Source organism: Streptomyces sp. NPDC058665, assembly GCF_042714995.1.
Taxonomy (GTDB): domain Bacteria; phylum Actinomycetota; class Actinomycetes; order Streptomycetales; family Streptomycetaceae; genus Streptomyces.
In genome coordinates this window covers 21,469-48,000 of sequence record NZ_JBHXRX010000043.1, presented here as the reverse complement: position 1 = coordinate 48,000, position 26,532 = coordinate 21,469, and the positions used below count along the sequence as shown (strand labels likewise).

Genomic DNA, 26,532 nt, shown 5'->3' with positions numbered 1-26,532 from the left:
CCTGTGCGTCAGTACACCAGCGCCTGTACGCCGTCGGCCATCGCCTCGCTGACGAAGACCTGGGCGCCCGCGATCCGTACGCCTTCCAGCACGTCCTTCTCCGCGATGTCACGCCGCGCCGCGCACTGCGTGCACAGGGTGATCCGGCCCCCCGACAGGATCGACTCGATCAGATCCGGCAGCGGCGCGGCATGCGGCAGCTCGAACGTCGCGGCCCGGCCCGGCAGGGCGAACCACGCCGACTCACCGGTCAGCCAGAGGGACACCTCCACCCCGCTGGCCACGGCGACCGCCGCCACGGTGAAGGCCTGCGAGCAGCGCTCGGGTCCGTCGGCACCTGCGGTTACCTTGATCACGAGCTTCTTCGCCATGTCCCGAACTGTAATGCGCGGCCGAGGGCGCGGAGAGCGGCCGGTCCCCACCCATTAGGCTGGGGGCCGGCCTTTGTACCGCCCGTTCCGACGCTCTTCGAGGAGCACCCCGTGCTTGAGGACTTCTTCTCCGCCCTGCTGGCCTTGATCGTCGTGGGTGTCATGGCCTTTGCCGCGTACGCCGTGAAGAAGCTGTACCAGGGCCAGAACTGACCGCGCCCGCTCCTCGCCCACTCGAATCCCTACAGATCGCCTGAGCCGCTCATGATCGAGATCCCGTCCGACCTCAGCCCGGACCTTGTCCCGCTCGCCTTCCTCCTCGGTGACTGGGAGGGTGTGGGCGTCTTCGACTTCCCCGGTGAGGAGAAGGCCAACTTCGGCCAGGAAGTCTCCTTCAGCCATGACGGCAGGGACTTCATCGAGTACGCCTCGCACACCTGGGCGCTGGACTCCGACGGCAAGAAGCTCCGCCCCATCGAGTCCGAGTCCGGCTACTGGCGCATCGACAAGGACCGCAAGGTCGAGGTCGTCATGGTGCGTGACCAGGGCGTCGTGGAGATCTGGTACGGGGAGCTGGCCGACCAGAAGCCGCAGATCGACCTCGTCACCGACGCCATCGCGCGTACGGCGTCCGCCGGCCCGTACAACGGCGGCAAGCGGCTCTACGGCTACGTCAACAGCGACCTGATGTGGGTCGGCGAGAAGTCCACCCCCGAGGTCCCGCTGCGCGCGTACATGTCGGCGCATCTCAAGAAGGTCGTCTCGCCGGAGCAGGTCGCGGCCTGGGCGAAGGACCTCGGCGACCTCCCGGACGACGGCATCGCGTTCTTCAAATAGGCGGACCGGCCCCATCGCGGCCCGCGCTGCCTACACTGGGTGCGTGGTGAGCACCGACTGGAAGAGCGACCTGAGGCAGCGCGGCTACCGCCTGACCCCGCAGCGCCAGCTTGTCCTCGAAGCCGTCGACACCCTGGAGCACGCGACGCCTGACGACATCCTCGGCGAAGTACGCAGGACGGCGTCCGGCGTGAACATCTCCACCGTCTACCGGACGCTGGAGCTGCTGGAGGAGCTGGGCCTGGTCTCCCACGCGCATCTGGGGCACGGCGCGCCGACGTACCACCTCGCGGACCGGCACCACCACATCCATCTGGTCTGCCGCGACTGCACGAACGTCATCGAGGCGGACGTCTCGGTCGCCGCGGACTTCACGGACAAGCTGCGCGACACGTTCGGCTTCACGACGGACATGAAGCACTTCGCGATCTTCGGCAGCTGCCGCAACTGCACCGCCCGCGCGGCGAGCGGCGATTCGTAGCCGGACCGTACGCCGGGCCGTACCCCGCGGCCGGGTCGTACGCTTGTCGTTATGCAGCGACAGTCAACGACCAGCCCGCTCCTCACCCTGCCCGGTGCCGTGGCCGCCGAAGGACAGGACGAAGGTGTCGCCGCGCACTACGGCGATCTGTTCCGTGAACAACGCGCGCTCGCCGACGGCAAGGGCCTGGTGGACCTCTCGCACCACGGTGTCGTCACCGTCACCGGCGATGACCGGCTGAGCTGGCTCCATCTGCTGCTCACCCAGCATGTCAGCGAGCTGCCCGCCGGCCGGGCCACCGAGGCGCTGATCCTCTCCGCGAACGGCCACATCGAGCACGCCCTGTATCTCGTGGACGACGGCGAGACGGTGTGGACGCATGTGGAGCCCGGTACGCGCGATGAGCTGATCGCCTATCTGGAGTCGATGAAGTTCTTCTACCGCGTGGACGTCGCCGACCGTACGGACGACTTCGCCGTGGTCCATGTCCCGGCCGGGTCCATCGCGGAGGCGCCGGACGGCGCCGTCGTACGGGAGACGCCGTACGGCCGTGACATCTTCCTGCCGCGCGCGGACCTGGAGTCGTACGCGCGGCGGTACGGCCCGCCGGCCGGGATCCTCGCGTACGAGGCGCTGCGCGTCGAGGGCCATCGGCCGCGGCTGAACTTCGAGACCGACCACCGCACCATCCCGCACGAGGTGGGCCTGATCGGCGGCGCCGTCCATCTGGAGAAGGGCTGCTACCGGGGCCAGGAGACGGTCGCGCGCGTCCAGAACCTGGGGAAGCCGCCGCGCCGGCTGGTCTTCCTGCATCTGGACGGGAGCGAGGTGGTGCTGCCGGGGCACGGTACGCCCGTACGGCTCGCCGCCGACGGCGAGGAGGGCCGGCAGCTCGGCTTCATCACGACATCGGCCCGCCACCATGAGCTGGGGCCGATCGCGCTGGCCCTGATCAAGCGCAATGTGCCGCTGGACGCCCCGCTGTTGGCCGGGAACACACCGGCGGCGCAGGAAGCGGTCGTGGAGGCCTGAGCGGGCCTTTCCCGGTACGCGTACACGAGCGGGCGGGGCACGTGCCGTGGCACGCCCCACCCGCTCACATCTCCAACTGCACCGTGAACGGGCCGTGGTTGGTGAGCGAGACCCGCATGTCCGCCCCGAACCTGCCCGTCTCCACGGTCGCGCCCAGTTCGCGCAGCCGCGCCACGACCTCGTCGACCAGCGGTTCGGCCAGCGCTCCCGGCGCCGCCGCGTTCCAGGTGGGGCGGCGGCCCTTGCGGGCGTCCCCGTAGAGAGTGAACTGAGAAATCACCAGGAGGGGCGCGTTCACTTCCGAGCAGGACTTCTCGGCCGCGAGAATCCGCAGCGTCCAGAGTTTGCGGGCCAGTTGGGCCGCCTTCTCCTTCGTGTCCTCGTGGGTGACCCCCACCAGCACACACAGCCCCTCCCCGACGATCTTGCCGACCGTCTCGGTCCCCGACTCCGTTACGATGTCGACGCTCGCGCCGTCGACTCTCTGCACCACTGCTCGCATACGGACCAACCTATCCAGGGTCCGTCGTGCGCCGTATCCAGGGCCGAACGGGTGCAGATCGTCTGCAGGTGCACGTGCAGGGGTGGCACGATGCAGGCAGGCGGAGCGAGGGGAAGTAAGCGGGCATGAGCACATCTGGTGCCGGGCAGTCGCCCGGTCCTGTACCGATCACCGGCGGTACGACCGCCGGCAGGGGCGTCGGCGCCGGTGCCGGTGCGGGGACGGTCGGCCCCCCGGCGCAGCAGGTCTGGGGCGCCGAGAACGCCCTGGGGCTGCCGGAGTTGCGGGCGCTGCGCCGGGACGCGACGCGCGACGAGGCCGATCTCAGCTATCTGCGCCGGCTGCTCCAGGGCCGTATCGACATCCTGCGGGCCGAACTGGCACGGCGGGCCGCGCCCGAGACGCCGGTCGTCGACCGGCTCTCCGAGATCCTGGCGGACACTCCTTCGCTCCACAGGTCGTCGGCCCGGCATGTGACTCTTTCCACACCACGGAACGAGGAGTTCCGGCTGCTGGCCGCCGAGGCGCTCGCCGAGGTGGAGCTCTCCGACCTCGCCGCCCGTACGGACGAGGAGCTGGACGCCGCGATGGGCCGGCTGATCCGGCATGAGCAGCAGGTTTCGCAGCGCCGGCATCTTCTCCAACGGACGGTGGACGAGTGCAGCGCGGAGATCGCGCGCAGGTACCGTGAAGGCGAAGCACAAGTAGACGACCTGCTCACGTAATGCCATGACTGCCTTCCGTAGCGGTCCCCGCCCGGAAGGCCGATGATGACGACTCGCAGGACCACGACCGGCTCCGCCGGTGCCGTATCCCCGTCCGCCGCCCCTGATTCCCTTGCTCCGGTCCTCGCCGAGGTGGTGCGGTCCGGCTTCGTGGAGGGCAGGCACCGCGGCTCGCTGGTGCTGCTCGCGGCGGACGGCAGTGTGGAGTTCGCGCTCGGCGACGTGGACGTGCCGGTCTTCCCGCGCTCCAGCAACAAGCCCCTCCAGGCCGCGGCCGTGCTGCGCGCCGGGGTCGAACTCTCCGGTGAGCGGCTGGCGTTGGCGGCGGCGAGCCATTCCGGCGAGGCCTTCCACCTCGATCTCGTACAGAAGATGCTCGCCGAGTCGGGACTGACGGCGGACGATCTGCTGAACCCGGCCGATCTGCCGCTGGACCGGGTGGAGGCCGAGACGTATCTGGCGGCGGGGCGGGTCAGGGACCGGGTCACCATGAACTGCTCCGGCAAGCACGCGGCGATGCTGGCGGCCTGTGTGCGGAACGGCTGGCAGCTCGGTACGTATCTGGAGCCGTCCCATCCGTTGCAGCGTCTTGTCGCCGAGGTCGTCGAGGAGGCGTCGGGGGAGCGGGTCGCCGCGGTCGGTACGGACGGCTGTGGTGCCCCGCTGATGGCCATCGGCCTCACCGGACTCGCCCGCGCCTTCCGGCACTTCGTACTCGCGGAGCCCGGTACGGCCGAGCGCCGGGTCGCGGACGCGATGCGCGCGCATCCCGAGTACGTGGCCGGTACGCGCAGGGCCGACACCTGGCTGATGCGCGAGGTGCCCGGGGCGCTGTCGAAGATGGGCGCGGAGGCCGTGCAGGCGGTGGCGCTGGCCGACGGCCGCGCGCTGGCGTTCAAGGTGGACGACGGCGGCCTGCGGGCGCTGGGGCCGGTGCTGGCGCGGGCACTGGGGCTGCTGGGGGTCGAGGGACCGGTGGTGGCGCGCATCGGGCGGGCGCCGCTGCTGGGGGGCGACGCGGAGGTGGGCGAGGTCCGGGCGGTGTTCTGAGGTCTCCTCCGCCTGGCCGGTGGAAATCCGCAGGACTTTTGAGTTCCCCCGTGCTTAGCGTACGGAGCATGGCCACAGACGTCCGAGTGATCAGCGAATCCGACTTCCCCGACTGGCTCCGCGCCCTGAACACCGGCTTCCTCAGGCCGCCGGGAGCCGACGAGAAGGAGGTCGAGGACCGCAGGGCGTACATGGACCTGAGCCGTACGCGGGGCGCGTTCGACGACGGCCGCTGCGTGGCGACGTACCGCACGTTCCCGCAGGAGCTGACCGCCGTCGGCGGCGCCGGGCTGCCGGCCAATGCCGTCTCCAACGTCACCGTCTCGGCCACACACCGCCGCCGCGGGCTGCTCAGCCGGATGATCAACGATGATCTGGCGGAGGCGAAGGAGCGCGGGGACGTCGTGTCCACGCTGATCGCGGCGGAGTACCCGATCTACGGGCGGTACGGCTTCGGCCCGGCCGCCTGGACCACCGAGTGGTCGATCGACGTACCGCGCACGGGCCTGGAGCCGCGCCGCAGCGGACAGCCGGCCGACGGCGGGCGGATCGACCTGGTCGACGGCACGGACGTACGGAAGCTGGGCCCCGGACTGCACGACCGGCTGCGCTCGGCCAGACACGGCGTGATCAGCCGCAACGAGCGCTGGTGGCAGGTCCTCACGGGCACCGCGACCTCGCACGGCGCGCCGTGGGCCGAGCCGTTCCACGCGGTGTACCGGGAGGCGTCGGGCGAGGTCCAGGGTTTGCTGACGTACCGGGCGGACGAGGTGTGGGGCGACGCCAAGCAGCCGCTGAACACGGCGACGGTGCTCGACGCGATCGCCGTGACACCGGCGGCGGAGCGGGCGCTGTGGCAGTACGTCTGCTCGATCGACTGGATCAAGACGGTCCGCACGGGCCGCCGCGCCCCCGACGACCTGCTGCCCTTCTTCTTCCCGGACCCGCGCGCGGCCAGGATCGTCACGCAGGCGGACTACCTGTGGGTGCGGATCCTGGACACGGTCCGCGCGCTGGAGTCCCGTACGTACGCGGCCCCCGGCACCCTGGTCCTGGACATCCACGACAGCGCGTCCCTGGCCTCGGGCCGCTACCGCCTGGACACCACGGCCGCGGGCACCACCTGCGCCCCGACGACCGAGTCGCCCGATCTGACGCTGGACGTAAGGGAGTTGGGCGCGCTGTATCTGGGGGACGAGTCGGCGGTCCGGCTGTCGGCGCTGGGCACGGTGACGGAGGAGAAGCCGGCCGCGGCGTCCCGCACGGACGCGCTGTTCCGCACCTCCCGCCGACCGTGGTGCCCGGACCTGTTCTGAGACGGCTTCCGACGGGACGGCCCGGTGGGCCGCCCCGCGGTCAGCCCATTCCCGGCTGCATGAAGAGCAGGGCCAGGACGACGGCGCCGATTCCGGCGCAGGTGGAGCTCCTGAACTTGATACCGCCGGTGAGCATGAGGAACGCTCCCGCGCCTAAGACGCCGTATTTCAGCTGGACGGCTTGCTCGAGTACAAGGGTGAGAACTGGCATGACGGCCCCTCCAGGCAGAGTGGAGAACTCAGAGCTGTGCGGATGCGTGGCACACGTGGCGTGAGGGACGCGACTGGAAGCGCGTGGGGCGAGCCCGTACGACGGTGGACGGGCGACGAGTGGAGCGAGTAGTTCCGCCAAGTTCTTCGACTTGGTTGCCAACTACTGAAGTTGTTCCCGGTTATCGGGTGGTGTAACCAACTCCATGTACCTGACGCGAGATGGCCATAAGTTGTAACGTTCTTGTGTGAACTCTGAACGCAGTGCACTGAACGGCACGGACAAGCCGACGCCGGAGGACGTGGCGGAGGTTCTCCGTGACCGGATGGAGTCCGGCGAACTCGCCGTCGGTGACGCCATGCCGACGCAGGCTGCCCTGGTGAAGGAGTTCGAGGTGCGGCGCAGTGTCGTACGGGGGGCCCTGAAGCTGCTCCAGGAGGAGGGGCTGCTCACCGAGCCCACCCGGGGAGCCCCGGCCCGCGTCGCCGACCGCTCCGCCCGTACGGAGGCGGCGGACGGCACGCCCCGGGAGACGATGGTCGCGCTGGGCCCCCGGATCGACGCGGCCTTCGGCGCGCAGGACGTCCGGATAGACGCCCTCTGTCTCACCGCGGAGTCGCTGAGCGCGGCCTTCGGCGAACAGCGCAGGCTCATCGCGACCCGGGACTCCACGCCGGCCACGGTCCGCGTCCGCGTGCTGATGCCCAACCGGGACATCGACCTGGCCTTCCCCCGGATGATCGGCGATCCGGAGGAGGACGACCCGGTCCACCTCCGCTGGCTGAAGATGCGCAACGCGCACGGCACGGTCCTCAGCGACCATCTGCGGGGCCTGGGCGCCGCACACGACATCGACGTGGACGTGCAGTTCAAGGCGCTGCCCTTCACCCCGCCGGTGAAGCTGTATCTCCTCAACGGCACGGAGGCGTTGTTCGCGTACTACCGGGTCACGGAGCGCGAGGAGCAGATCAACCGGAAGCCGGTGGCGGTGTGGGACACGCTGGGCGGCGAGTCTCCGCTCTTCTCGTTCGGAGCGGGGGCCGGGCAGGCCCACCGGGACCACGCGTTCGTCCGCCAGTCGCAGGTCTGGTTCGACGCCCTGTGGACAACCATCGCCACCGACCTCAACCTGGTCTGAAGGCCCGCCGGTTCGGGATCCGGCGCCGCCCGCTTCTTTGGCCGCTCACCGGCCCGGCGGCAGCGCCCATATGCGCCTGCGCGCCCGGCGGCCAACCTCCGCCGAACGGCCGGGAGTTGGCCGGTGGCCGTCGGTAAGGCACGGGGCATGGGGGGCTGTTGGGGGCCGTATCCGGGGTCACGGGGTAGCGTTCTTGCGTGGTTCCGCCGATGCCCGAGCCGCCCCGAGAAGACATCCCGTACGGGAGGGGGGAACTGCCGAAACGTATCCGCACTCCCCATTCCCACCACCGACTGTTGCCGACGGACGGAACGATGTGGCTGACCTGCGCGAGCTCTTCGACTCGACGGCGTGTGTGCTCTTCGACTTCGATGGCCCCGTCTGCGGGTTGTTCGCCGGATACCCGGCGCAACGCGTGGCCGCCGAACTGGTGAGCTGGCTCCGCAGACAGGGCCGGGAATCCCTGCTGACCAGGGACGAGGCCGGCTCCGACGACCCGCACGCGGTGCTGCGGGCTGTCGCGCCCACCGCTCCGGACGGCGGATTCCTCGCGGAGCTGGAGGCCGAACTCACGGAGCACGAACTGCGGGCCACGGATACGGCGGAGCCCACCGAGTACGCGGACGAGCTGATCCGGGCCCTCCGGTCGCGCGGGCTGGGGCTGGCCATCACGACCAACAACTCGGCCCGCGTCGTCGAACGTTATCTGGAGGCTCGCGGACTGGACGACTGCTTCGGGCGCCATATCCACGGCCGTACGCGCGACCTCCACCTGCTCAAGCCGGACCCGGACTGTCTGCTGCGGGCCCTGGACTCCACGGGGGTCGCCGCCGAGCGGGCGCTGATGATCGGGGACACTCCCGCGGACTGCGTGGCCGCCCGGAAGGCGGGCGTCACCTTCGTCGGCTACGCGCGTAACCAGCGCAAGTGGAACCTGCTCGTGGGCGCGGGCGCGACGACCGTCGTCTCCTCGCTGAAGCCGATGCTGGACGTCGTCGCCCCTGAGCCGGGGGGCGCCAGAAACGGTGGTTCTCCCCGTATCTGACGAGGCTTGGCGGGAATTCGCCGGTCAGGTCACCCGATGACCCGTCCGGAGTAACGGTCCACTCACTTGGCGGAGTTTCTGATTCAAGTGGCCGTTGAGCGTCCTGGGTTGGCGGTTACGATGTGCACCCCACCGTGCGTCGGTCGAACGATCAGAAGCACCTCTGTGGGCATTCCCCCGTGAGGTGCAGAGTTCAGGTGTCCGAAAATCAGTCGTTGGAACCGCACAGGACCTTCGCGGAGTACGCCCAAAACAAGGGCGTACGACAGCGAGGCCATCACAACGACAACTATCTGGTGGCGCCGACCGAGGAAGTGGCGGCCACCCTCGGTCTGGAACCTGGTACGAAGGTCATGCTGCGGCGCAGAAATCCGGCCGCGCTGCCCGTGGTACCACGCACCTGGCCGGACGAGCCGGAGATCCTCCGTTCGCTCAGGGGCCGTCTGGCGTACGTCCCCGAATGCCTCGCCACGATGGGCGACTTCGCCGTACACACCTATGTGGAAGGCGTCCCGCTCTCCGCGGTCTCATCCGACGGCCAGATCCTCGACGCCGGACTGGTCCGGGCGGTCGCCGGCCTGCTGGCGGAGATGACCACCGTTCGCCGCCGGCATCTGCCCGAGCTGCCCGCCTCCTGGCCGCGGGACGGCGCGAGCCGCTCCTTCCTGCGGACCCTCGCGGCGCTCACGGACCAGCAGGTGCGCCGCCCCAACTGGCACGCTTTCGGCGGGCTGTTCGCCACCCTCGGAGTGCCGGAGGGAGCCCTGAGCGGTTTCGTCGAGCGAGTCCCCGCGATGTCCGCGAGGCCGTTCGGGCTCCTGCACACGGACCTGCACCGCGACAACCTGATTCTCCGCGAATCCCCGTCCGGGACCCCGGTGATCTGCGTCGACTGGGAGCTGGCCTCCTACGGGGATCCGCTGCACGACCTCGCCACCCATCTCGTACGGATGCGCTATCCGGCAGAGCAGTGGGACGACGTCAAGGAAGCGTGGGCGCAGGCCGTGGCGGACACCCGCCCGCAGGCCGCGAACGGTTTGGAGACGGACCTCCTCCACTACCTGGATTTCGAGCGCGCGCAGTCCGTCTATCCGGATGTGATCCGGGCGGCCCAGTCGCTGGGTCCCGACGCAGAGCCCGGCAGTCTCAAGAAGGCCACTGAAGCTGTACAGACCGCGCTCGAACTGGCTCGCCGCCCGCTGAGGCTCAGCCGCGTCGCGGGGGCCGCGGAGATCAGCAAGGCACTCCGCCGCTGGGAAGCGTCGCAGCCGGGCCGGGAGGACCGGGCACTTCACCCCGTCGGTACCGTCCCCTGGGAGCCCGACGACGAAGTCCACAGGTGGAGCGGATATCCCCTGGAAGCCGTCTCACGGGCGCTGTCGGCGGAGGGGGCGGCAGGTGCCGGGCAGGTCTTCAAAGGCACCGGGCACCTCAACACCGTCGTCCGGGACGGCCGCGACGGTGAGACCGTGGTCGTACGGCGCAGGCTCGACGGCGGCAACCGCCGGGAACGCGGCTTCCTCGACGAGCACCGCGTACTCCAGGCGCTCGAATCCGTCCGGCCCCGGGTGCGCGCGCCCGAGGTCCTGGCCCGTGGCACCAGCGGCGGCGACGACGGGTTCGTCATCCACTCGTACGTCGGGCCCGTCGGCGGCGTCCATCCGCCCGAGCATCCCGCCGACGGGCTCAGCCTCCGCGAGGCGGACGACCTGGTCGACCAGCTGTGCGCGCTGACGGACGTTCCGACCCACGGGCTCGGCCCCGACGTGGCGCACGGCGACTTCTACCAGTGGCTGAGCGGCCGGCTCATCGACATGGTCGCCGGGCTGCCCAGGGAGTCGCTGCGCCGTGCGGCGGTGCTCGGTCTGCCCAACGCGAACCGGCTCAGGGAACTCCTCACCCACACCTTTGTCGCGCCCCGGAAGCGGGTGCTGCTGCACGGGGACCTCAACCCGTGGAATCTCATCAGGAACGAGAAGCGCGACAGCCTGACGATCATCGACTGGGAGATGGCCGTGGTCGGCGATCCCCTCTACGACCTCGTACGGCATCTCCATCTCACCCCGCACGGCCCGCAGACCAGGGAGCGGATGTTCCGCCGGTGGTACGGGAAGCTGGACTCGCAGTACACCAAGGGCTGGGAGGAGGACTGGCGGTTCTACCGCTGGATGGAGATCGTCCGCTCCGCCTACATCGACCTCGACAGGCTGCTCACCGGCGAGAGCCTCGACACGCCCAACGTCCGCAGGGCGGTCGACTCGTACTCCCTGACCCTCTCCGGCGCCACCGCCTCGCTGGGGCTGCGGACCAGGCATCTCGACCATCGGTATCTCGCGCTGGACCTGCCGGGCGGTGACCTGATCGGGGCTGACGGCTGAGCGTCGGGCCGTCGAGTGAGTCTCGCCGTCACGCCGTCCGGCTCCTGAACAGCCGTCCCGAGACCCCCACCGCCACCAGCAGAATCCCCCCGCACCAGGCCAGTGCCACCCACGGATCCGTGCCCACCGGCTGGTTCAGGAGGAGGCCGCGGAGGGATTCGATCAGTGGGGTCACCGGCTGGTTGTAGGCGAAGCCGTGGATCCAGGGTGGCATCGTGGCGATCGGGGCGAACGTGCTGCTCGGGTACGTCAGGAACATCATGAAGAACGAGAACGCCCCCGCCGCCTCCGGGGACCGGGTCAGCAGGCCCACCGCCGCCGCCAGCCAGGAGATCGCCAGGATGAAGGCGAGCAGCAGACCCGCCGCCGCCAGGGCGGCCGGGAGGGTGGGGGACGGGCGGAAGCCGATCAGGAGCGCCACGCCGAGGACCAGGACCGTCGAGACGATGTTGCGGACCGCGCTCGAAGCGACATGGCCGGCGAGGATCGACCTGCCTCCGACGTCGAGCGAGCGCAGGCGGTCGATGATGCCGCCCTTCATGTCCTCGCTGACACCCACGGCCGTGCCGGACGAGCCGAAACCGGCGCAGAGCAGCAGGACGCCGGGGACGACGTAGGCGACGTAGGGATCGCCCGTGCCGGTGCTGATCGCGCCGCCGAAGAGATAGACGAAGATCAGCATCAGCATGACGGGCAGCATGAGCGAGGTGAAGAGGGCGTCGACGTTACGGCTGCTGAGCCGGGTCGAACGAGCCGTCATCACCAGGGAGTTGTTCAGCACCCGGCCGGCCGGGGACATCGTCGCCGGGTCAGACATGGGCCGGCTCCGTGGTGGTGCGGCCGGTCAGGGCCATGAACACGTCGTCGAGCGAGGCGCTGTGCACCCTGAAGCTCACGACGTCCCGGCGTGCCGGGTCGATCTCGTCCAGCAGCGCCCGTACCCGCGTCGCCGTGCCGTCCGTCGGCAGGCCGAGCGTGAGCGTGTCGGCCGACCGCTGTACGGCGAGGGGCGCGAGGCGCTCGTACGCCGCCGCGTCGGCGACCACCACATCGAGACGATGGCCGGTGACCCGGGCCTTCAGCTCCGCCGCGGTGCCCTCGGCGGCCACCCGGCCGGCGTCGAGCACGGCGATACGGTCCGACAACTGGTCGGCCTCCTCCAGGTATTGGGTGGTGAGGAAGACCGTTGAGCCGCCCGCCGAGAGATCGCGCACCACCTGCCACAGCTCCTGGCGGCTGCGCGGGTCGAGCCCGGTCGTCGGCTCGTCCAGGAAGATCACCTCCGGCTCGCCGACCAGCCCGGCGGCCAGATCGAGCCGCCGCCGCATACCGCCCGAATACGTGCCCGTGAGCCGCCGCCCCGCGGCCGTCAGGCCGAACCGCTCCAGCAGTTCCGCGGCGCGGCCACGCGCCGCCGCGCGTGAGAGACCGCCGAGGCGCGCCATCATGCGCAGGTTCTCCTCGCCGGTCTGCTTCTCGTCGACCGAGGCGAACTGCCCGGTCAGGCTGACCGCCCGGCGCACCTGGCGGCGCTGGGTCCGTACGTCGTAACCCGCCACCCTGGCCGTGCCGTTGTCGGCGTCGGCGAGCGTGGCGAGGATCCGGACGGCGGTCGTCTTGCCCGCGCCGTTGGGGCCGAGCAGGGCGAAGACCGTGCCGCGCTCGACGGTGAGATCGATGCCGTCGAGCACCTTCACCCGCCCGTCCCCACGCCCGTAGGACTTCTCCAGACCGATGGCGCTGATGGCTCGCGTGCCGTGTGTGCCGCGTTGATCGTGTGTGCCGCGTTGCTTCTGGGGGCTCATGGCCGCCGCTCCTCCGTTATGCGTATGCCTTACGCTTGATGTGTAAGGGTTACGCATAACTAGGATGGCGTCAAGCGCGGGCAGGCGGGACGGGGAGGAACGAGACGTGACGGGCGAGAACGACGGGAACGGCGACAGCACGGGAGACACCGGGCTGCCGGCCAGCATCGAAGCCGCCTGGGGCCTGCGCGAACGCCCGACCAAGGGCCGTAAGCCCGGCCTCACCCTCCAGCGGATCGTCGACACGGCCGTCACCGTCGCCGCGACCGAAGGGCTGCCCGCCGTCTCGATGGGCCGGATCGCCAAGAGGCTCGGCGTCTCACCGATGTCGCTCTACCGGTACGTGGCGGCCAAGGACGAGCTGTACGTGCTGATGCAGGAGGCGATCATCGGTGACCCGCCGGCGCCCCCACCGCCGGGCACCGACTGGCGTACGGCGATGGCGGAATGGGCCTGGGCGATGCGCCGGATCTTCTACGAGAACCTGTGGGCGCTCCGTATCCCCGTCGCCGGCCCGCCCGCCACTCCCCGGATGGTGGCCTGGTGGGAGTCGGGGCTGGTGGCGCTGGAGGGGACGCGGCTCGACTGGGGCGAGAAGCTGTCGGCGATTCTGCTGGTCAACGGCTACGTACGGCACGAGACGACGCTGATGGCCGACCTGGCGGCAGCCGTGACGGCCAGCGGCAAGCCGGCGGATGTCGTGCTCGCCCGGTACGGGCGCACGATCCAGAAGCTGGCCGACCCCGTGCGCTACCCGTCCGTCGCGGAGATGCTGGCGTCCGGGCTGATGGAGATCCCGGACGAACCGGAGAGCCCGGACCACGAGTTCACCTTCGGACTCGAACGCATCCTGGACGGCATCGAGGTGCTCGTACGGGAGCGCGGCGGGGACAGCGGCGTGGGCGGGGACAGCGGCGTCCGCGGGGCGCGCATTCCGTAAGGTGCGGGCGTGGATATCTTTCGCACGGTGAACGGGCGGGTACGGGGGCGTCGGACCGCCCCCGATGTCGTCGCGGTGCTCGGCATCCCGTACGCCGCACCGCCGTTCGGAGCCGACCGCTTCAACGCCCCCCGGCCCGCGACCCCGTGGCAGGGCGTACGGGAGTGCGTCGGCTACGGGCCGGTCGTGCCGCAGTCGGCGGAGCTCCCGGGCGCGCCCATGTGGTCACCCGGCGACGAGGACGTGCTCAACCTGAACGTCTGGACAGCAGGGAACGCGGTGGGGAAGCGGCCGGTGCTCGTCTGGATCCACGGCGGCGCGTACACCTTCGGCTCGTCGGCCCAGCCGGACTTCGACGGTACGGCCCTGGTCCGCGCCGGGCTGGTCGTCGTCACCCTCAACTACAGGCTCGGCTTCGAGGGGTTCGGCCACATCCCCGGCTCCGACCGTCCCGACAACCGCGGTCTGCTCGACCAGATCGCCGCCCTGGAGTGGGTGCGCGACAACATCGCGTCCTTCGGCGGCGACCCCGCCAACGTCACCGTCGCCGGGCAGTCGGCGGGGGCGGCGTCCGTCGCGTGTCTGACGGTGATGGAGCGGGCGCGCGGGCTGTTCCACCGTGCCGTCGCGCACAGCGCGGTCGGCCCGGTCTACCCGCCCCAACTCGCCGCCGACACCACCCGGTTGGTGGCGGACGCAGCCGGAGTCCCGGCCACGGCCGATGGGTTGACGGCGGCGTCCCCGTACGACCTGGTCCACGCCTCCGACCAGGTCGTCGCCCGTCTGCGCGAGGACCCGGCGGCCGGGGCGCGCCACTACGACCCGGTGCTCTACGGCCCGGTCGCCGACGGCGAGTCGCTGCCCGCCGACCCGCTCGCCGCCGACGCGGCGGACCGCGCCGACGTCGACCTCCTCGTCTGCCACACGACGGAGGAGTACTGGCTGATGGACGCGGTCGGCAGCAGCAAGAAGATCACGACGGACGGTCAACTCGGCGCGTTCGCCCGGGACTTCGGACTGCCCGACGATCTCGTACCGGCCTACCGGGCGCTGCTGCCCGACGCGCCGGTGCTCGACCTGTACCTCGCGATCTACGGCGACATGTCCTTCGCCGAGTACAGCGGTCGCCTCGCCGAGCGGCATGCGGGCGCGGGCCGCAGGACGTATCTCTCCCGCTTCGCCAGGCGGCGCGTCATGGAAAGCGGAGTCGTACGCCCCTGGCACTGCGCCGATGTCCCGTTCGTCTTCGGCACCCTCGATGTGCCCGAACTCGCCTTCCTGATCGGCGGCCCGCCGTCGGCCGATGACCACGAACTGTCTCGCCGTATGGTCCGGGCGTGGGCGGACTTCGCCGCGACGGGGGATCCGGGCTGGCAGCCACTGGGCGCGGACGGCGAGGCGGACACCGTACGGATCTGGGGGACGGAGGACGCGTACGACGGCGGTGCGTATGACGCCTTCCGTGCCGCGTGGCGGGGCGTCGACTACACGGCCGTACATCCCTGACCACCACCCCTGACAGGATGGGCGCATGACCGAGATCCGCACGCCCCGCCTCCTCCTCCGCCGCTGGACCGACGACGACCTCGCCCCCATGGCCGAGATCAACTCGGACCCGCAGGTCATGCGCTGGGTCGGCGACGGCTCGGTCCGCGACCTGGACGAGACCGCCGAGGCCGTCGAGCGCTGGGAGGAGGAGTGGGACGAGGAGGGCTTCGGGCTCTTCGCCGTCGAACTGCTCGCATCGGGCGAACTGATCGGCTTCGCCGGCCTCTCCGTACCGGAGTATCTGCCCGAGGTGCTGCCCGACGTGGAGATCAGCTGGCGGCTCGGCGCCCAGTTCTGGGGCCAGGGTTACGCCTCCGAAGCCGCCCACGCAGTACTGGAGTTCGCCCTCCAGGACCGGGGGCTTGAGCGTCTCGTCGCCGTGAACCGGCTGGGCGACGACCGGTCAGAGAACGTGCTCCGCAAGCTGGACATGGTCCTCGACCGGGAGACGAAGCACCCGGAGTACGGCTTCGCGCTGAACATCCACACCATCGACCTCAGCGAGTACGAGGCCTGAGCACCGCGTACGCCACCACGAACGCGGTCACGAGCAGCCCGGCCCCGACGCCGAAGGCCAGGTGGTAGCCGGAGGTCAGCGCCTCGGCCTCGCGCGCGCCGCCCGCGAGCAGGTTCTCGCTCCGCGAGGCCGCCAGCGTCGACAGGACGGCGACGCCCACCGCCATCCCGATCTGCTGGGTCGTGTTGAACAGCCCGGAGGCGAGCCCCGCGTCGTCCTCTCCCGCGTCGGACATCCCGAGCGACGTCAGCGCGGGAAGGGCCAGCCCGAAGCCGGCGGCGAGCGGCATCAGGGGGAGCACGTCGGTCGTGTAGGTCGCGTCGGCGGGTATCCGGGTGAGCAGTACGAGGAGGGTGATCAGCAGCAGGAGGCCGGTCAGCAGGACGTTTCGCTCGCCGAAGCGGGCGTTGAGCCGGGCGGAGACGCCCAGTGACACGGCGCCGATGACGATCGCGGCGGGCAGCATCGCGAGGCCGGTCTCGCCGGCGCCGTATCCGAGCACCCGCTGGAGGTGCAGCGCCAGGATGATCTGGAACGAGAACAGCGCGGCGACCATCAGCATCTGAACCGCGTTGGCTCCGACGACAGCGCGCGAACGGAAGATCCGCAGGGGCATGAGCGGGGTCGCGGCGGTCGCCTGGCGGGCGACGAACGCGCCGACGAGGGCGGCGGCGAGGGCGCCGAGACCCAGGGTGTGCGCCGAGACCCAGCCGTACCGTTCGACCTTGACGACGGTGTAGATGCCCAGCATCAGGCCCGCCGTGATGAGCAGCGCGCCGCTGACGTCGGCGCCGGCGGCGAGGCCGCGCGTGCGCCTGCCCGTGCCGGTGCTCTTGCCCGTGCTGGTGCCTCTGTCGCCGGGCAGGACGCGGACGGCGAGCGCGAGGGCGGCGAGCCCGATGGGCAGGTTGATGAAGAAGATCCAGTGCCAGCTCAGTGCGTCGGTGAGAAGCCCGCCCGCCACCTGACCGATGGAGGCCCCGGCCGCGCCGGTGAAACTGAAGACGGCGATGGCCCTGGCCCGTTCAGCCGGCTCGGTGAAGAGCGTGATGAGGATGCCGAGGCTGACCGCCGCCGCCATCGCGCTGCCGACGCCCTGCAGGAAACGCGCCGCGATCAGTACGGCGGGGGAGGCGGCGACACCCGCCAGGAGTGAGGCGGCGGTGAACACACCCGTACCCGCCAGGAACACGCGCTTGCGTCCCAGCAGATCGCCGAGCCGCCCGGCGAGGAGCAGCAGGCTGCCGAACGCGATCAGGTACGCGTTCACGACCCAGCTCAGGCCCGCCGGGGTGAAGCCGAGGTCGTCCTGGATGGCGGGCATCGCGACGGTGACGATGGAGCCGTCGAGGACGATCATCAGCATGCCGGAGGCGAGGACGCCGAGGGCGAGCGCGCGTGCGGTGTCTGCTGGCATGCCGGTGCCGCTGCTGCTTCTGCCTGCGACCGTGGCTGACTCGGGCATGGGTCTCTCCTGTCGATGGATCGCCTCGATGGGCCGACAGGTAAGACCTTAATGGATAGTTCTGTTGCAGACTATCTTTCTCGGAAGTTCCTTGGTGCTCGGCTGTCTACTTCTCGCGCTGGCGCGCCCGCCGTGCCGTCCCCGGAGTCTCGGACGCGGTGGCCAACTCCCCCTCGGCCAGGGCGTTCATGAACCGCAGAAAGGTCACGCGGTCACCGTCCGGGAGTCCCGCCAGCGCCTGCCGGTGCACGTTGTCGACGATCTCCTGGCTCCGTACGGCGAGCCGGGCGCCCTCCTCGGTGACCGCGATGATCCGCGCGCGCCGGTCCGTGCTGGACGGCTTGCGCTCGGCGAGTCCGGCCTTCTCCAGGGCGTCCACGGTGACGACCATCGTCGTCTTGTCCATGTCGCCGATCTCGGCGAGCTGGATCTGGGTGCGCTCCTCCTCCAGGGCGTGCACCAGAACGCAGTGCATCCGTGCGGTGAGTCCGATCTCGGCGAGCGCGGCCGACATACGGGTGCGCAGGACATGGCTGGTGTGGTCGAGGAGGTAGGAGAGGTCCGGCTCGGTGCGGGTGGGTGTCATGGCGGTCATGTTCATCAGCGTAACAATTCGGCCCGTTGCGGATTATCCGGAAGGGTATTTGCTAGGGGGGCCCGGTCCCCTGCGTAGCCTTCGGCTCATGGATGAGACGACGGACATGGCGGATGGTCTGCGCGAGCGCAAGAAGCGGCAGACGTACGAGCGCCTGTCCGAGACGGCGATCGCGCTCTTCCTGGAGAGGGGCTTCGAGAAGGTGTCGGTGGCCGAGATCGCGGCAGCCGCCGAGGTCTCGAAGCCGACGCTGTTCCGCTACTTCCCCACCAAGGAGGACCTGGTCCTGCACCGCTTCGCGGACCACGAGGACGAGGCGGCGCGGGTGGTGACCGGTGCGCGCGGGGCGGGCTCGGCGCTGGACGCGCTGCACGCGCTGCACACGCACTTCGCCGACGGGCTGGCCCGCCGGGACCCGGTGACCGGGCTCAATGACGATCCGCGGGTGCTGGCCTTCCATGGCCTGCTGTACGGGACTCCGTCGCTGGTCGCGCGGGCGTACGCGTATCAGCGACGGTCGGAGGCCGCGCTGGCGGGCGCGCTGGGTGCGCTGGGCGGGGTGCCCGGGGGGTCGGTGGGGGCGCGGCTCGCTGCCGGGCAGATCGTCGCCGTGCAGCGGGTGCTCGCCGAGGAGAACTGGCGGCGGATCGCGGCCGGCGAGAGCGCCGACCGAGTGCGTCCGGACGCGGTGGTGGCGGCGGAGCTGGGGTTCGGGCAGCTGCGGGACGGGCTCGCGCCCGGCGGCCGAAGCTAACTGAGGCTCGGTATCAAACTTTACTTGGTTGCTTTATTCTTGATGGAATGACGTCACTCGACCATGAGCTGAGCCATGCGCTCGCCGAAGAGCGGACCTACCACGACATCTGCCGTACGGCCCTGAAGGGCATGATCGACGGTGCGGACGAACGGGTCGCCACCGGCGCGGACGTCTCCGCCTCCGGAGCCGACGCGGAAGTTCTCGGCTACCAATTCCGCAGTCACGCCAAGGAGTTGGCGGAACTCCCGGAAGGCCCGCTGTTCTTCGGGCGGCTGGACTTCGGGACGGAGGCCGACCCGGAGGCCGACCCGCAGGGGCATGCCGGCGATCACGCCGGGCAGAGCTACCACATCGGCCGTATCCGCGTCAGCGAACACCCCGCGTCCCCGCCCCTCGTGATCGACTGGCGCGCCCCGGTCTCGCGGGCGTTCTACCAGGCCCGCGCCGCCGACCCGCAGGGCGTCGCCGTCCGCCGCCGGTTCGGCTGGGCGCCCTGGAGCAAGGGACTTTCGGAGGACCTGACGGGCCTGGAGGACGAAGTCCTCCGGCGGGCCGGGCCCGGCACCGTACGCGCGAACACCGCCCCCGGCGCGATCCTCGCCGGTGAGATCGAGCGCCCCCGCGTCGGCCCGATGCGCGACATCGTGGCGACCATCCAGCCCGAGCAGGACGATCTCGTACGCGACGAGGTCGCCGTGTCCGTCTGCGTCCAGGGCGCCCCCGGCACCGGCAAGACCGCGGTCGGCCTCCACCGCGCCGCGTACCTCCTCTACACCCACCCCGACCGGATCAAGCGCGGCGGACTGCTCATCCTCGGGCCCAACCGCACCTTCCTCTCCTACATCTCCGAGGTCCTGCCCTCCCTCGGCGAGACGGGTGTCCGCCAGTCCACGATCGAGGACGAGGTCGCCCGCCACCCGGTCCGCGCCGAGGACGACGCGGCCACGGCCCTCGTCAAACACGACGTGCGGATGGCGGCCGTGCTGCGCCGCGCGCTGTACGGGCGGGTGCGTGCCCCCGCCAACTCCCTTGAGGTGCCCGACGGTTCGTACCGCTGGCGGGTGCCGGCGGCGGAGCTGGCACGGATCGTCGCCGACGTACGGGAGGAGGCGCCGCCGTACGCGATCGGCCGCGAGCGCGTCCGCACCCGCGCCGTACGGCTGATCCAGCGGCAGGCCGAGCGGCGCGCGGGGGTCCTGAACAACGCCTGGCTCCAGCGGATTTCCCGCGCCCGGCCGGTGTCCGCGTTCGTGGACGAGGTCTGGCCGAAGGTGAGCCCGGAGGAAGTCGTGGCGGAGCTGCTGTCCGATCCGGACGGGGCGGGAGAGCCGGGAGGGTCAGGAGGTCCGGCCGACGGCATCCTTGACGCGGACGAGCGGCGCGCGCTGAGGTGGGCGCGGCGCCGTTCCGCGCGTACGGCCCCGTGGTCGGCGGCCGATCTGCTGCTCCTCGACGAGGTGGCGGGGCTTCTGGAACGCCAGGAGAGCTACGGGCACATCGTGGTGGACGAGGCGCAGGACCTCTCCCCGATGCAGTGCCGCGCCATCGCCCGGCGTGCCGGATTCGGCTCGCTGACCGTGCTCGGCGATCTGGCGCAGGGCACCACCCCGTGGGCCGCCCGCGGTTGGCGGGAGCACCTGGCGCATCTGGGGGCGCCCGACGCCGCGGTGGCCCAACTGACCGTCGGATTCCGGGTGCCCGGGGCGATCGTGGCGCTGACGAACCGGCTGCTCTCCACCCTGGGCGTGGACGTACCGCCCGCCACGTCCCTGCGCGCGGACGGCGACCTGCGGATCGAGAGGGTGCGGGAGGCGGCGGGGATGGTTGCGGCCGTGGTGGACGCGGTCCGTGCGGCGCTGCCGTACGAGGGGTCGGTCGCCGTCATCGCCGCCGACACCGACCTGACGCGGCTGCGCGAGGCGCTGAGCGGGGCGGGTCTCGCACCCGCGTCACCCGGCGAACTGGGCGCCCGCGTCACGCTGTTGCCCGCCTCGCTCGCCAAAGGTCTGGAATACGACCACGTGGTGGCCGTCGAACCGGCCACGATCGTGGCGTCCGAACGACGGGGCGCGCAACGGCTGTACGTGGTGCTGACGCGGGCGGTGTCCCGGCTGCATGTGCTGCACAGCGCGGAACTGCCCTTCTGAGGCTGCCTACTTGGCGTGGCGGGCGTGGTGGTCGGCCAGGACCTCACGGATCACATGTCGGGCGTTGGCCGCGATCCGAGGGTTCGTGTGCAGGTAGTACGGGAGCTGGATCAGCGCCATCGACAGCGCCCGGCCGCGACCCCGCGCCCACGTCGCGTCGTCGGCGGCCAGAGCGGTGCGGAAGCCGTCCCGTACGCCGGCCGGGAGGAGGTTCCAGGCGGGGATCAGGTCGGAGGCGGGGTCGCCCACGCCCACCGTGCCGAAGTCGATGACGCCGCTGAGGCGTCCGCCGTCCACCATCAGATTGTCCGGCATGAGATCGGAGTGGACCCAGACGGGCGGGCCGTCCCAGTCGGGCGCGCGCAGATCGGCGTCCCAGGCGGCGGTCGCCGCGTCGATGTCGATGGTCCCGCCCAGGTCGCCCAGGTCGCCCAGGTCGCCCAGTTCACCTCGGTCGCCCAGCTCGCGCAGGTCGGAGAGGGCGGCGCGGGTCGGGCCGTCGTCCTCGGCCAGCGGCCCGCTCCGGTAGGCGCGCGGCGCGTCCGTGGTGTCGAGCGGGCGCAGTGCCATGACGAAGCCGGCCAAGTCCGCCGCCAGCGGCCCCGGTTGGGCGAGCCGGCCGGCTTCCGGGTGCGCCCCGTCGAGCCAGCGGTTGACCGACCAGGGCCAGGGATAGCCAGCGGCGGGTGTGCCCAGGCCGAGGACGGTGGGGACGGGCACCGGCAGACGCGGGGCGAGCCACGGCAGCCACCGGTGCTCCTTCGCCACGTCGGCCACGCCGCCCTCGATCCGGGGGAGCCGTACGGCCATGTCGTCGCCGAGCCGGTACACGGCGTTGACGGTGCCGCCGGACGGGAAGTGCTCGACGGGGAGCCCGGCCCAGTGCGGGAACTGCGCGGCGAGCAGCCGCCGCACGAGATCCACGTCGGTCGGCACCTCGTCGGCGTGCATCACGCGGGGTCCTCGGGGCCGGGGTCTGCCGGGCTGTTCCGGGCGACCTCGTACGCGTACGGCAGCAACTCCCGTACCGGCACGGTCCGGAGGCCGTCCTCCGTCGGCACGATGACATCGACGCGCGGGAAGTAGTCCAGCAGCACCTGCCGGCAGCGCCCGCACGGCGGCAGCACACTCCGCCCGTCGCTCCCGACGGCCACGACGGTGACCAGGTCGTACGCGCCTACGGCCGCGGCGGCGCCGATGGTGACCAGCTCGGCGCAGGGGCCACCGGTGAAGTGGTAGACGTTCAGACCGGTGACGATCCGGCCGTCCCGGTCCCGGGCGGCGCAGGCCACGGTGTGGTCGTCGCCCTTGGCACGGGCGACGATCAGCCGGGTCGCCGCGTCGACGAGCTCATGATCGAGGTCTGCTGTCACGCGCGGAACGGTACTCGCGGCTGCCCGGCCGGCCCACCGGAATACGGCGTCGGGCCGCGCCGGACCCGGGCGAAATTCCTGGCCACGACCTGATCCCGGCGAGGTAGCGTGCCGGACATGGCCGACATTCAGCAGCTCCGACTCGATCACGCTCCCGCACTGCTCGCGTTCGAGCTGGAGAACCGGGCCTACTTCGCGGCGTCGATTCCCGACCGGGGCGACTCGTACTTCTCCGACTTCGACGAGCGGCTCGGCGATCTGCTCACCGATCAGGCGGCCGGCCTGCTCTTCTTCCATGTGCTGGTGAGCGGCGACGGCGGTACGGCGGACGAGATAGTGGGGCGCGTCAACCTTGTCGACGTGCGGGACGGCACCGCCGAGCTGGGCTACCGGATCGCGGAGAAGGCGGCGGGCAAGGGGCTGGCGACGGACGCGGTCCGGCGGATCTGCGTGCTGGCCGCCGCGACGTACGGGCTCGGCGCACTGCGCGCCAAGACGACCCACGACAACCTGGCCTCGCACACCGTACTGACACGTACGGGATTCGTGCCCACCGGCGAGATCGACATCAGCGGGCGCCCGGGAACGACCTACATCCGCACACTCAGCTGAGCCCCCAGCTCCCGGAATCCGAGGCCCACCGCCACGCGCCGCGAGGCGTACGGCCGGGCCCGCCACTGCGACAGCAGACCGGCGCCGAGAGCGTGCGACACGGCGGCCGACGCGACGATCCCGGCCAGGCCCCGGCGGCGCCGGTGCGGGGCGACGAGGACGCACAGATGGGCGACGGCCCGCGGCCAGACCAGGTAACCGGCCGGCGCGGAGTCGTCCTTCTCCACCCGCCCAGGCGATGCGGGCACGAACCCGTCCCGCTCCAGGTAGAAGAGCGCGGCGGGCCCCAGCACGTCGAGCACCGGGGCCGTACGGCTCAGTGCCTCGCTGAGCCGGGCCGGGTCGACCAGTTCCGCGCACGACAGCTTCCCGCCGCCTCGCGCATCGCCTGGGCACCCCGCACGCCCGAGCGGTGACGTCGTCCATGCCGGCAACGGTAGGCCGGAACGCGCGCGCCAGGGCTCGCGAGCCCGGCAGGATCTGAAAGACATGCCCTAGCATGCGCGGCCATGAGCACCGAAGAGTCCGCCAGTTCGTCCCGTATCGACCCGTACCGCATCGACATCCCCCAACGCGACCTGGACGATCTCCACGACCGGCTCGACCGCACCCGCTGGCCCGACGAACTGCCGGGCGCGGGCTGGGACTACGGCATCCCGGGCGACCAGCTCGGCGCGCTGGCGCACCACTGGCGGCACGCGTACGACTGGCGGGCGGCCGAGGCCGAGCTGAACCGGTGGCCGCAGTTCACCACCACCGTCGACGGCGCGCGCATCCACTTCGCGCACATCCGCTCTCCGGAGCCGGACGCCACGCCGCTGATCATGACGCACGGCTGGCCGGGCTCGATCGTCGAGTTCACCGACGTGGCCGGCCCGCTCACCGACCCCCGCGCGCACGGCGGCGACCCGGCCGGCGCCTTCCACCTGGTGCTGCCGGGCATCCCCGGCTTCGGACTCTCGGGCCCCACGCGGGAGAAGGGCTGGGAGTACCGTCGGGTGGCCGCCGCGTTCGCCGTACTGATGGAGCGGCTGGGCTATGACCGGTACGGCGCCCAGGGGGGTGACTGGGGAGCGGCCGTCTCCCGCGAGCTGGGCCGCATCCGGCCGGGCCGGGTCGTCGGCGTACACCTGAATCTGCTGCCCGGCGGCGGCGCGACGCACGAGCCGACGGGAGCCGAACTGGCCCTGCTGAGCCCGCGGGAGCGCCGGCGCACGCGCGAATCCTGGGAGCGGGGACGGGAGTTCGCGCGCGACCGTCAGGGGTACGCCGACATCCAGTCGACGCGCCCACAGACGCTGGCGTACGGGCTGAACGACTCGCCCGTCGGCCAACTGGCCTGGATCGCCGAGAAGTTCCACGAGTGGACCGACACGACGGACGGCCGCCCCTACGGCGCCGTCGACCGCGACCGGCTGCTCACGAACGTGATGCTGTACTGGCTGACCGGCACGGCAGGCTCGTCCGCCCGTATCTACTACGAGCGGGCCCACGCGGACTACTGGGGTTCGGCGCCGGAGCCGTCCCCGGTCCCGACCGCGCTGGCCGACTTCCCGCACGACAACTTCATCCCCCTGCGCCACATCGCGGACCGCACGAACAACATCACGCGCTGGACGTCGTACGACAGAGGCGGCCACTTCCCGGCGCTGGAGGTCCCGGATCTGCTGGTGGCCGACATCCGGGCTTTCTTCCGCACGCTGAGGGACTGAACCGGGGGCGCCCGGAGGCCGGCGGGTCCGGTGTCCGGGCGCCCTGCGCGGAGCGGGAGATCAGGCCGCCCACACGCCGGTGGCCAGGCCGTTCGTCTGGAACTGGAACTTGAACTTGGTGCCGTTCGCCACATTGGTGGCGATCGTGTTCCACTGGCCCGACAGCGCGTATTTGTGGGCCGACTGGCAATAGGGAGCGCCGGAACTCGGGTCGAAGCAGACCTTGATGTATCTGTTCGTGTTGGGCCGGATATTGATGTCGGCGCAGTTGCTCGTGGTCGTGAGCCAGGTGCCGGTCGGGTAGCCCGTCGGGTAGTAGAGGTAGTTCGCCGGCTTGGAGTAGGACTTGGCCGTGTCGTAGCAGGCCAGGACCGTGTTCTCGCCCTGCGGCGCGGCAGCGGCGGTGGTCGCGCCACTGATCGTTCCGGCGGCTGCCAGCATCAGACCGGCCGCGATGGCGCCCAGCCGGGTGGTGTTGTTCCGCATGGTGTTTCTTTTCCTTCCGCTTTGTTCTGCTCGGCTGTACTGAATCCTCGGTCAGCCTCGCAGAGGGAAAAGTGAAGGCAAAGATGATTAATGGACACGTACCCCACGGCATTTGGCCCGTCCGTTTTTACGGAGCAGATCCGTCCGAGGCGGAGAAGAATTGCGGACCATTCCGAATTCCGTATTCCGGATTATCGACGCAGGTCGAATTACCTGCCGGACCATTTGTGTCGGCTGATCGACGGATACGGAATCGCGCCCTTCGCCGATTCCTGTTAGCGGGTGGGCGCGTCGGAGGCGACGGCGCGTGCGAGGGCGTCGACCGCGGCGCGTCTCGGGCCGTTCAGCCCGAGGAAGTCCGTGCTGTCCGCCCACTGGTCCACCCCGCCGGTCAGCAGCAGGGCCCGCAGTCCGGGGTCGGTGACGGTCGCCGCGAGGGCGTTGGCGAAGCGTTCGGCGTGCAGCACCTGGAACGGCCTGTCGTGGTACGGCCGGCACGCCGGGTCCACCGGCTCGGTGAGCCCCGCCGCGTTCTGGAGCGCGGCCACGAACTCGTACGCCTCGCAGAGATGCCGCTCCCGCTGCGGATACCCCGTCGCGGCCAGGGCGCCCGCCAGCGACGGCATCAGCTCATCGGCGATCGCGAGCCGCCCGAAGGCGGTGCCGAGCCACTTGCCGTACGGGGCGTACGTCCGCTTCAGCAGCAGGCACAGCCGCATCAGATCGCGCACCAGCCGCCCCGCCACGACCGCCGACCCGAGCGGGTCCCCCACCTCCGCGCAGCGGCCGACGAAGGCCTCTTCCTGGGAGATCCGCTGCCACTGACAGGCCAGGAGGTAGCGCCACACCTGGTCGGGGTACCACGCCAGCCGGGCCCGCGCCGCGTCCAGCGTGCCGAGCCCGTCGTGGAACACCGCGCCGCCGGTGACCTCAGCCAGCCGCTGCTGCGGCATCGCCAGCCAGTCGTGGACCGTGGGCCGCGTCGCCACGCCGAGTTGTGTCCGCAGCCAGTCGCCGACGTCGTCGACCGAGACCCGGTGGTTGACCGCGCCGTCCGTCAACTCCATCTGTCCGATGGGGATTTCGGGGTTGTGGTGCCTGAAGTGCGTGGGCCAGCCGCGTACATGCTTGGGCAGCCGTTCCGCGAGCAGCCGGCGCAGCCCCGCGCCGTGCTCGGCGGCCTCGTCCGGCGCGAGGAAGAGATTCAGCCGAGGACCCCACTCGTGGTCGGCGGACCGCGCGGTGTCGAACCCGAGCACCTCGGACCCGGAGCCGACCCGGGCGGCGGCGTACCGCAGGCCCGGGTACGCGCTGTCGAGAAGGGGGCGGACCGCCTCCTCGTACAGGATCCGGGACAGTTCGAGGCCGGGGACGAAGTCGGGGAGAGGGCGGGGGTGGGGGCTTGGGCTGGTCACGGGCTCACTGTGCCGGAGGCGGAAGGGCGCGGCCACGCAGTTTCGCCGCGGTCCAGGGCCGCCCCCGGGCGTTC

General features: G+C 71.0%; 28 protein-coding genes. 16 read left to right on the top strand and 12 right to left on the bottom strand.

The genetic code is table 11. The features are described from left to right. Positions 1 to 8: 8 nt before the first annotated feature. The gene (locus ACFWV8_RS25730; protein ID WP_384207924.1) at positions 9 to 371 is read right to left on the bottom strand and encodes a DsrE family protein; all 363 of its coding nucleotides are present in this window, start codon (positions 369 to 371) and stop codon (positions 9 to 11) included. Between the two features lie 264 nt (positions 372 to 635). On the opposite strand from ACFWV8_RS25730, the gene ACFWV8_RS25725 reads away from it, so the two are divergent. From ACFWV8_RS25725 to ACFWV8_RS25715, 3 genes are read left to right on the top strand one after another with little or no spacing between them, the layout of a single operon-like run. Continuing rightward, positions 636 to 1,208, top strand: a complete 573-nt coding sequence (locus ACFWV8_RS25725; protein ID WP_384207917.1) for an FABP family protein — start codon at positions 636 to 638, stop codon at positions 1,206 to 1,208. Between the two features lie 43 nt (positions 1,209 to 1,251). Continuing rightward, the gene (locus tag ACFWV8_RS25720) at positions 1,252 to 1,689 is read left to right on the top strand and encodes a transcriptional repressor (protein WP_329385894.1); all 438 of its coding nucleotides are present in this window, start codon (positions 1,252 to 1,254) and stop codon (positions 1,687 to 1,689) included. A 51-nt stretch (positions 1,690 to 1,740) separates the two neighbouring features. Further along, entirely contained in the window at positions 1,741 to 2,721 is a 981-nt protein-coding gene (locus tag ACFWV8_RS25715; protein ID WP_384207910.1) for a YgfZ/GcvT domain-containing protein, read from the top strand. A gap of 64 nt (positions 2,722 to 2,785) precedes the next feature. Here the strand turns inward: ACFWV8_RS25715 and dtd are convergent, their stop codons facing one another. Continuing rightward, a complete protein-coding gene (gene dtd, locus ACFWV8_RS25710; protein WP_384207903.1) occupies positions 2,786 to 3,223 on the bottom strand; it encodes a D-aminoacyl-tRNA deacylase in 438 nt (145 codons plus the stop codon). Between the two features lie 125 nt (positions 3,224 to 3,348). Between dtd and ACFWV8_RS25705 the strand changes: the two genes are divergently transcribed. The 3 genes from ACFWV8_RS25705 to ACFWV8_RS25695 all read left to right on the top strand — a co-directional run bounded on the left by ACFWV8_RS25705 (position 3,349) and on the right by ACFWV8_RS25695 (position 6,314). Continuing rightward, entirely contained in the window at positions 3,349 to 3,948 is a 600-nt protein-coding gene (locus ACFWV8_RS25705; protein ID WP_384207896.1) for an ABC transporter substrate-binding protein, read from the top strand. A 45-nt stretch (positions 3,949 to 3,993) separates the two neighbouring features. Further along, complete coding sequence (locus tag ACFWV8_RS25700) at positions 3,994 to 4,998, top strand: asparaginase (RefSeq protein WP_384207890.1); 1,005 nt, start codon at positions 3,994 to 3,996, stop codon at positions 4,996 to 4,998. 68 nt (positions 4,999 to 5,066) lie between these two features. Next, complete coding sequence (locus ACFWV8_RS25695) at positions 5,067 to 6,314, top strand: GNAT family N-acetyltransferase (RefSeq protein ID WP_384207883.1); 1,248 nt, start codon at positions 5,067 to 5,069, stop codon at positions 6,312 to 6,314. A gap of 40 nt (positions 6,315 to 6,354) precedes the next feature. Here the strand turns inward: ACFWV8_RS25695 and ACFWV8_RS25690 are convergent, their stop codons facing one another. After that, complete coding sequence (locus tag ACFWV8_RS25690) at positions 6,355 to 6,525, bottom strand: hypothetical protein (protein ID WP_329385910.1); 171 nt, start codon at positions 6,523 to 6,525, stop codon at positions 6,355 to 6,357. Between the two features lie 247 nt (positions 6,526 to 6,772). On the opposite strand from ACFWV8_RS25690, the gene ACFWV8_RS25685 reads away from it, so the two are divergent. The 3 genes from ACFWV8_RS25685 to ACFWV8_RS25675 all read left to right on the top strand — a co-directional run bounded on the left by ACFWV8_RS25685 (position 6,773) and on the right by ACFWV8_RS25675 (position 11,086). After that, on the top strand, positions 6,773 to 7,663 hold the full coding sequence (locus tag ACFWV8_RS25685; RefSeq protein WP_384207870.1) for a GntR family transcriptional regulator: 891 nt from the start codon (positions 6,773 to 6,775) through the stop codon (positions 7,661 to 7,663). Positions 7,664 to 7,979: 316 nt separating this feature from the next. Next, positions 7,980 to 8,708, top strand: a complete 729-nt coding sequence (locus ACFWV8_RS25680) for an HAD family hydrolase (RefSeq protein WP_384207864.1) — start codon at positions 7,980 to 7,982, stop codon at positions 8,706 to 8,708. A gap of 215 nt (positions 8,709 to 8,923) precedes the next feature. After that, positions 8,924 to 11,086, top strand: coding sequence for a phosphotransferase (locus ACFWV8_RS25675; protein WP_384207858.1), 2,163 nt, complete (start codon positions 8,924 to 8,926; stop codon positions 11,084 to 11,086). 28 nt (positions 11,087 to 11,114) lie between these two features. On the opposite strand, the gene ACFWV8_RS25670 is transcribed toward ACFWV8_RS25675, so the two are convergent. Next, positions 11,115 to 11,885, bottom strand: coding sequence for an ABC transporter permease (locus tag ACFWV8_RS25670; RefSeq protein WP_384208056.1), 771 nt, complete (start codon positions 11,883 to 11,885; stop codon positions 11,115 to 11,117). 10 nt (positions 11,886 to 11,895) lie between these two features. Next, positions 11,896 to 12,891: an ATP-binding cassette domain-containing protein gene (locus ACFWV8_RS25665; RefSeq protein WP_384207853.1), complete on the bottom strand. Its 996-nt coding sequence runs from the start codon at positions 12,889 to 12,891 to the stop codon at positions 11,896 to 11,898. Positions 12,892 to 12,997: 106 nt separating this feature from the next. Here ACFWV8_RS25665 and ACFWV8_RS25660 point away from each other — a divergent pair, with 106 nt between their 5' ends. From ACFWV8_RS25660 to ACFWV8_RS25650, 3 genes are read left to right on the top strand one after another with little or no spacing between them, the layout of a single operon-like run. After that, entirely contained in the window at positions 12,998 to 13,831 is an 834-nt protein-coding gene (locus ACFWV8_RS25660; protein WP_384207848.1) for a TetR/AcrR family transcriptional regulator, read from the top strand. Positions 13,832 to 13,840: 9 nt separating this feature from the next. Continuing rightward, positions 13,841 to 15,337, top strand: a complete 1,497-nt coding sequence (locus ACFWV8_RS25655; RefSeq protein ID WP_384207842.1) for a carboxylesterase/lipase family protein — start codon at positions 13,841 to 13,843, stop codon at positions 15,335 to 15,337. A gap of 25 nt (positions 15,338 to 15,362) precedes the next feature. After that, positions 15,363 to 15,896, top strand: a complete 534-nt coding sequence (locus ACFWV8_RS25650) for a GNAT family N-acetyltransferase (protein ID WP_384207836.1) — start codon at positions 15,363 to 15,365, stop codon at positions 15,894 to 15,896. On the opposite strand, the gene ACFWV8_RS25645 is transcribed toward ACFWV8_RS25650, so the two are convergent. Further along, complete coding sequence (locus ACFWV8_RS25645) at positions 15,877 to 17,313, bottom strand: MFS transporter (protein WP_384208051.1); 1,437 nt, start codon at positions 17,311 to 17,313, stop codon at positions 15,877 to 15,879. The two genes, ACFWV8_RS25650 and ACFWV8_RS25645, sit on opposite strands and share 20 nt — an antisense overlap. Positions 17,314 to 17,467: 154 nt before the next feature. After that, positions 17,468 to 17,956 (bottom strand): MarR family winged helix-turn-helix transcriptional regulator, encoded by a 489-nt coding sequence (locus ACFWV8_RS25640; protein ID WP_384207828.1) that lies wholly within the window; start codon positions 17,954 to 17,956, stop codon positions 17,468 to 17,470. 88 nt (positions 17,957 to 18,044) lie between these two features. Here ACFWV8_RS25640 and ACFWV8_RS25635 point away from each other — a divergent pair, with 88 nt between their 5' ends. Continuing rightward, positions 18,045 to 18,710 (top strand): TetR/AcrR family transcriptional regulator, encoded by a 666-nt coding sequence (locus ACFWV8_RS25635; protein WP_384207821.1) that lies wholly within the window; start codon positions 18,045 to 18,047, stop codon positions 18,708 to 18,710. 47 nt (positions 18,711 to 18,757) lie between these two features. After that, a complete protein-coding gene (locus tag ACFWV8_RS25630; protein WP_384207814.1) occupies positions 18,758 to 20,860 on the top strand; it encodes a HelD family protein in 2,103 nt (700 codons plus the stop codon). Between the two features lie 6 nt (positions 20,861 to 20,866). Here ACFWV8_RS25630 and ACFWV8_RS25625 read toward each other — a convergent pair whose 3' ends face one another. Further along, positions 20,867 to 21,811, bottom strand: coding sequence for an aminoglycoside phosphotransferase family protein (locus ACFWV8_RS25625; protein ID WP_384207810.1), 945 nt, complete (start codon positions 21,809 to 21,811; stop codon positions 20,867 to 20,869). Continuing rightward, complete coding sequence (locus ACFWV8_RS25620; RefSeq protein ID WP_384207804.1) at positions 21,811 to 22,233, bottom strand: cytidine deaminase family protein; 423 nt, start codon at positions 22,231 to 22,233, stop codon at positions 21,811 to 21,813. The genes ACFWV8_RS25625 and ACFWV8_RS25620 overlap by 1 nt, the downstream gene beginning before the upstream one ends. Before the next feature lie 117 nt (positions 22,234 to 22,350). Between ACFWV8_RS25620 and ACFWV8_RS25615 the strand changes: the two genes are divergently transcribed. Further along, positions 22,351 to 22,845 (top strand): GNAT family N-acetyltransferase, encoded by a 495-nt coding sequence (locus tag ACFWV8_RS25615; RefSeq protein WP_384207797.1) that lies wholly within the window; start codon positions 22,351 to 22,353, stop codon positions 22,843 to 22,845. Here ACFWV8_RS25615 and ACFWV8_RS25610 read toward each other — a convergent pair. After that, positions 22,824 to 23,279 carry a GNAT family N-acetyltransferase gene (locus ACFWV8_RS25610; protein WP_384207791.1) on the bottom strand — a complete coding sequence of 152 codons (456 nt, stop codon included), beginning with the start codon at positions 23,277 to 23,279 and terminating at the stop codon, positions 22,824 to 22,826. The two genes, ACFWV8_RS25615 and ACFWV8_RS25610, sit on opposite strands and share 22 nt — an antisense overlap. A gap of 75 nt (positions 23,280 to 23,354) precedes the next feature. Between ACFWV8_RS25610 and ACFWV8_RS25605 the strand changes: the two genes are divergently transcribed. Continuing rightward, complete coding sequence (locus ACFWV8_RS25605; protein ID WP_384207787.1) at positions 23,355 to 24,557, top strand: epoxide hydrolase family protein; 1,203 nt, start codon at positions 23,355 to 23,357, stop codon at positions 24,555 to 24,557. A 60-nt stretch (positions 24,558 to 24,617) separates the two neighbouring features. On the opposite strand, the gene ACFWV8_RS25600 is transcribed toward ACFWV8_RS25605, so the two are convergent. Then, complete coding sequence (locus tag ACFWV8_RS25600) at positions 24,618 to 25,043, bottom strand: hypothetical protein (protein WP_384207782.1); 426 nt, start codon at positions 25,041 to 25,043, stop codon at positions 24,618 to 24,620. A 275-nt stretch (positions 25,044 to 25,318) separates the two neighbouring features. Beyond that, positions 25,319 to 26,458, bottom strand: coding sequence for a DUF4037 domain-containing protein (locus tag ACFWV8_RS25595; RefSeq protein ID WP_384207777.1), 1,140 nt, complete (start codon positions 26,456 to 26,458; stop codon positions 25,319 to 25,321). Positions 26,459 to 26,532 lie beyond the last annotated feature (74 nt).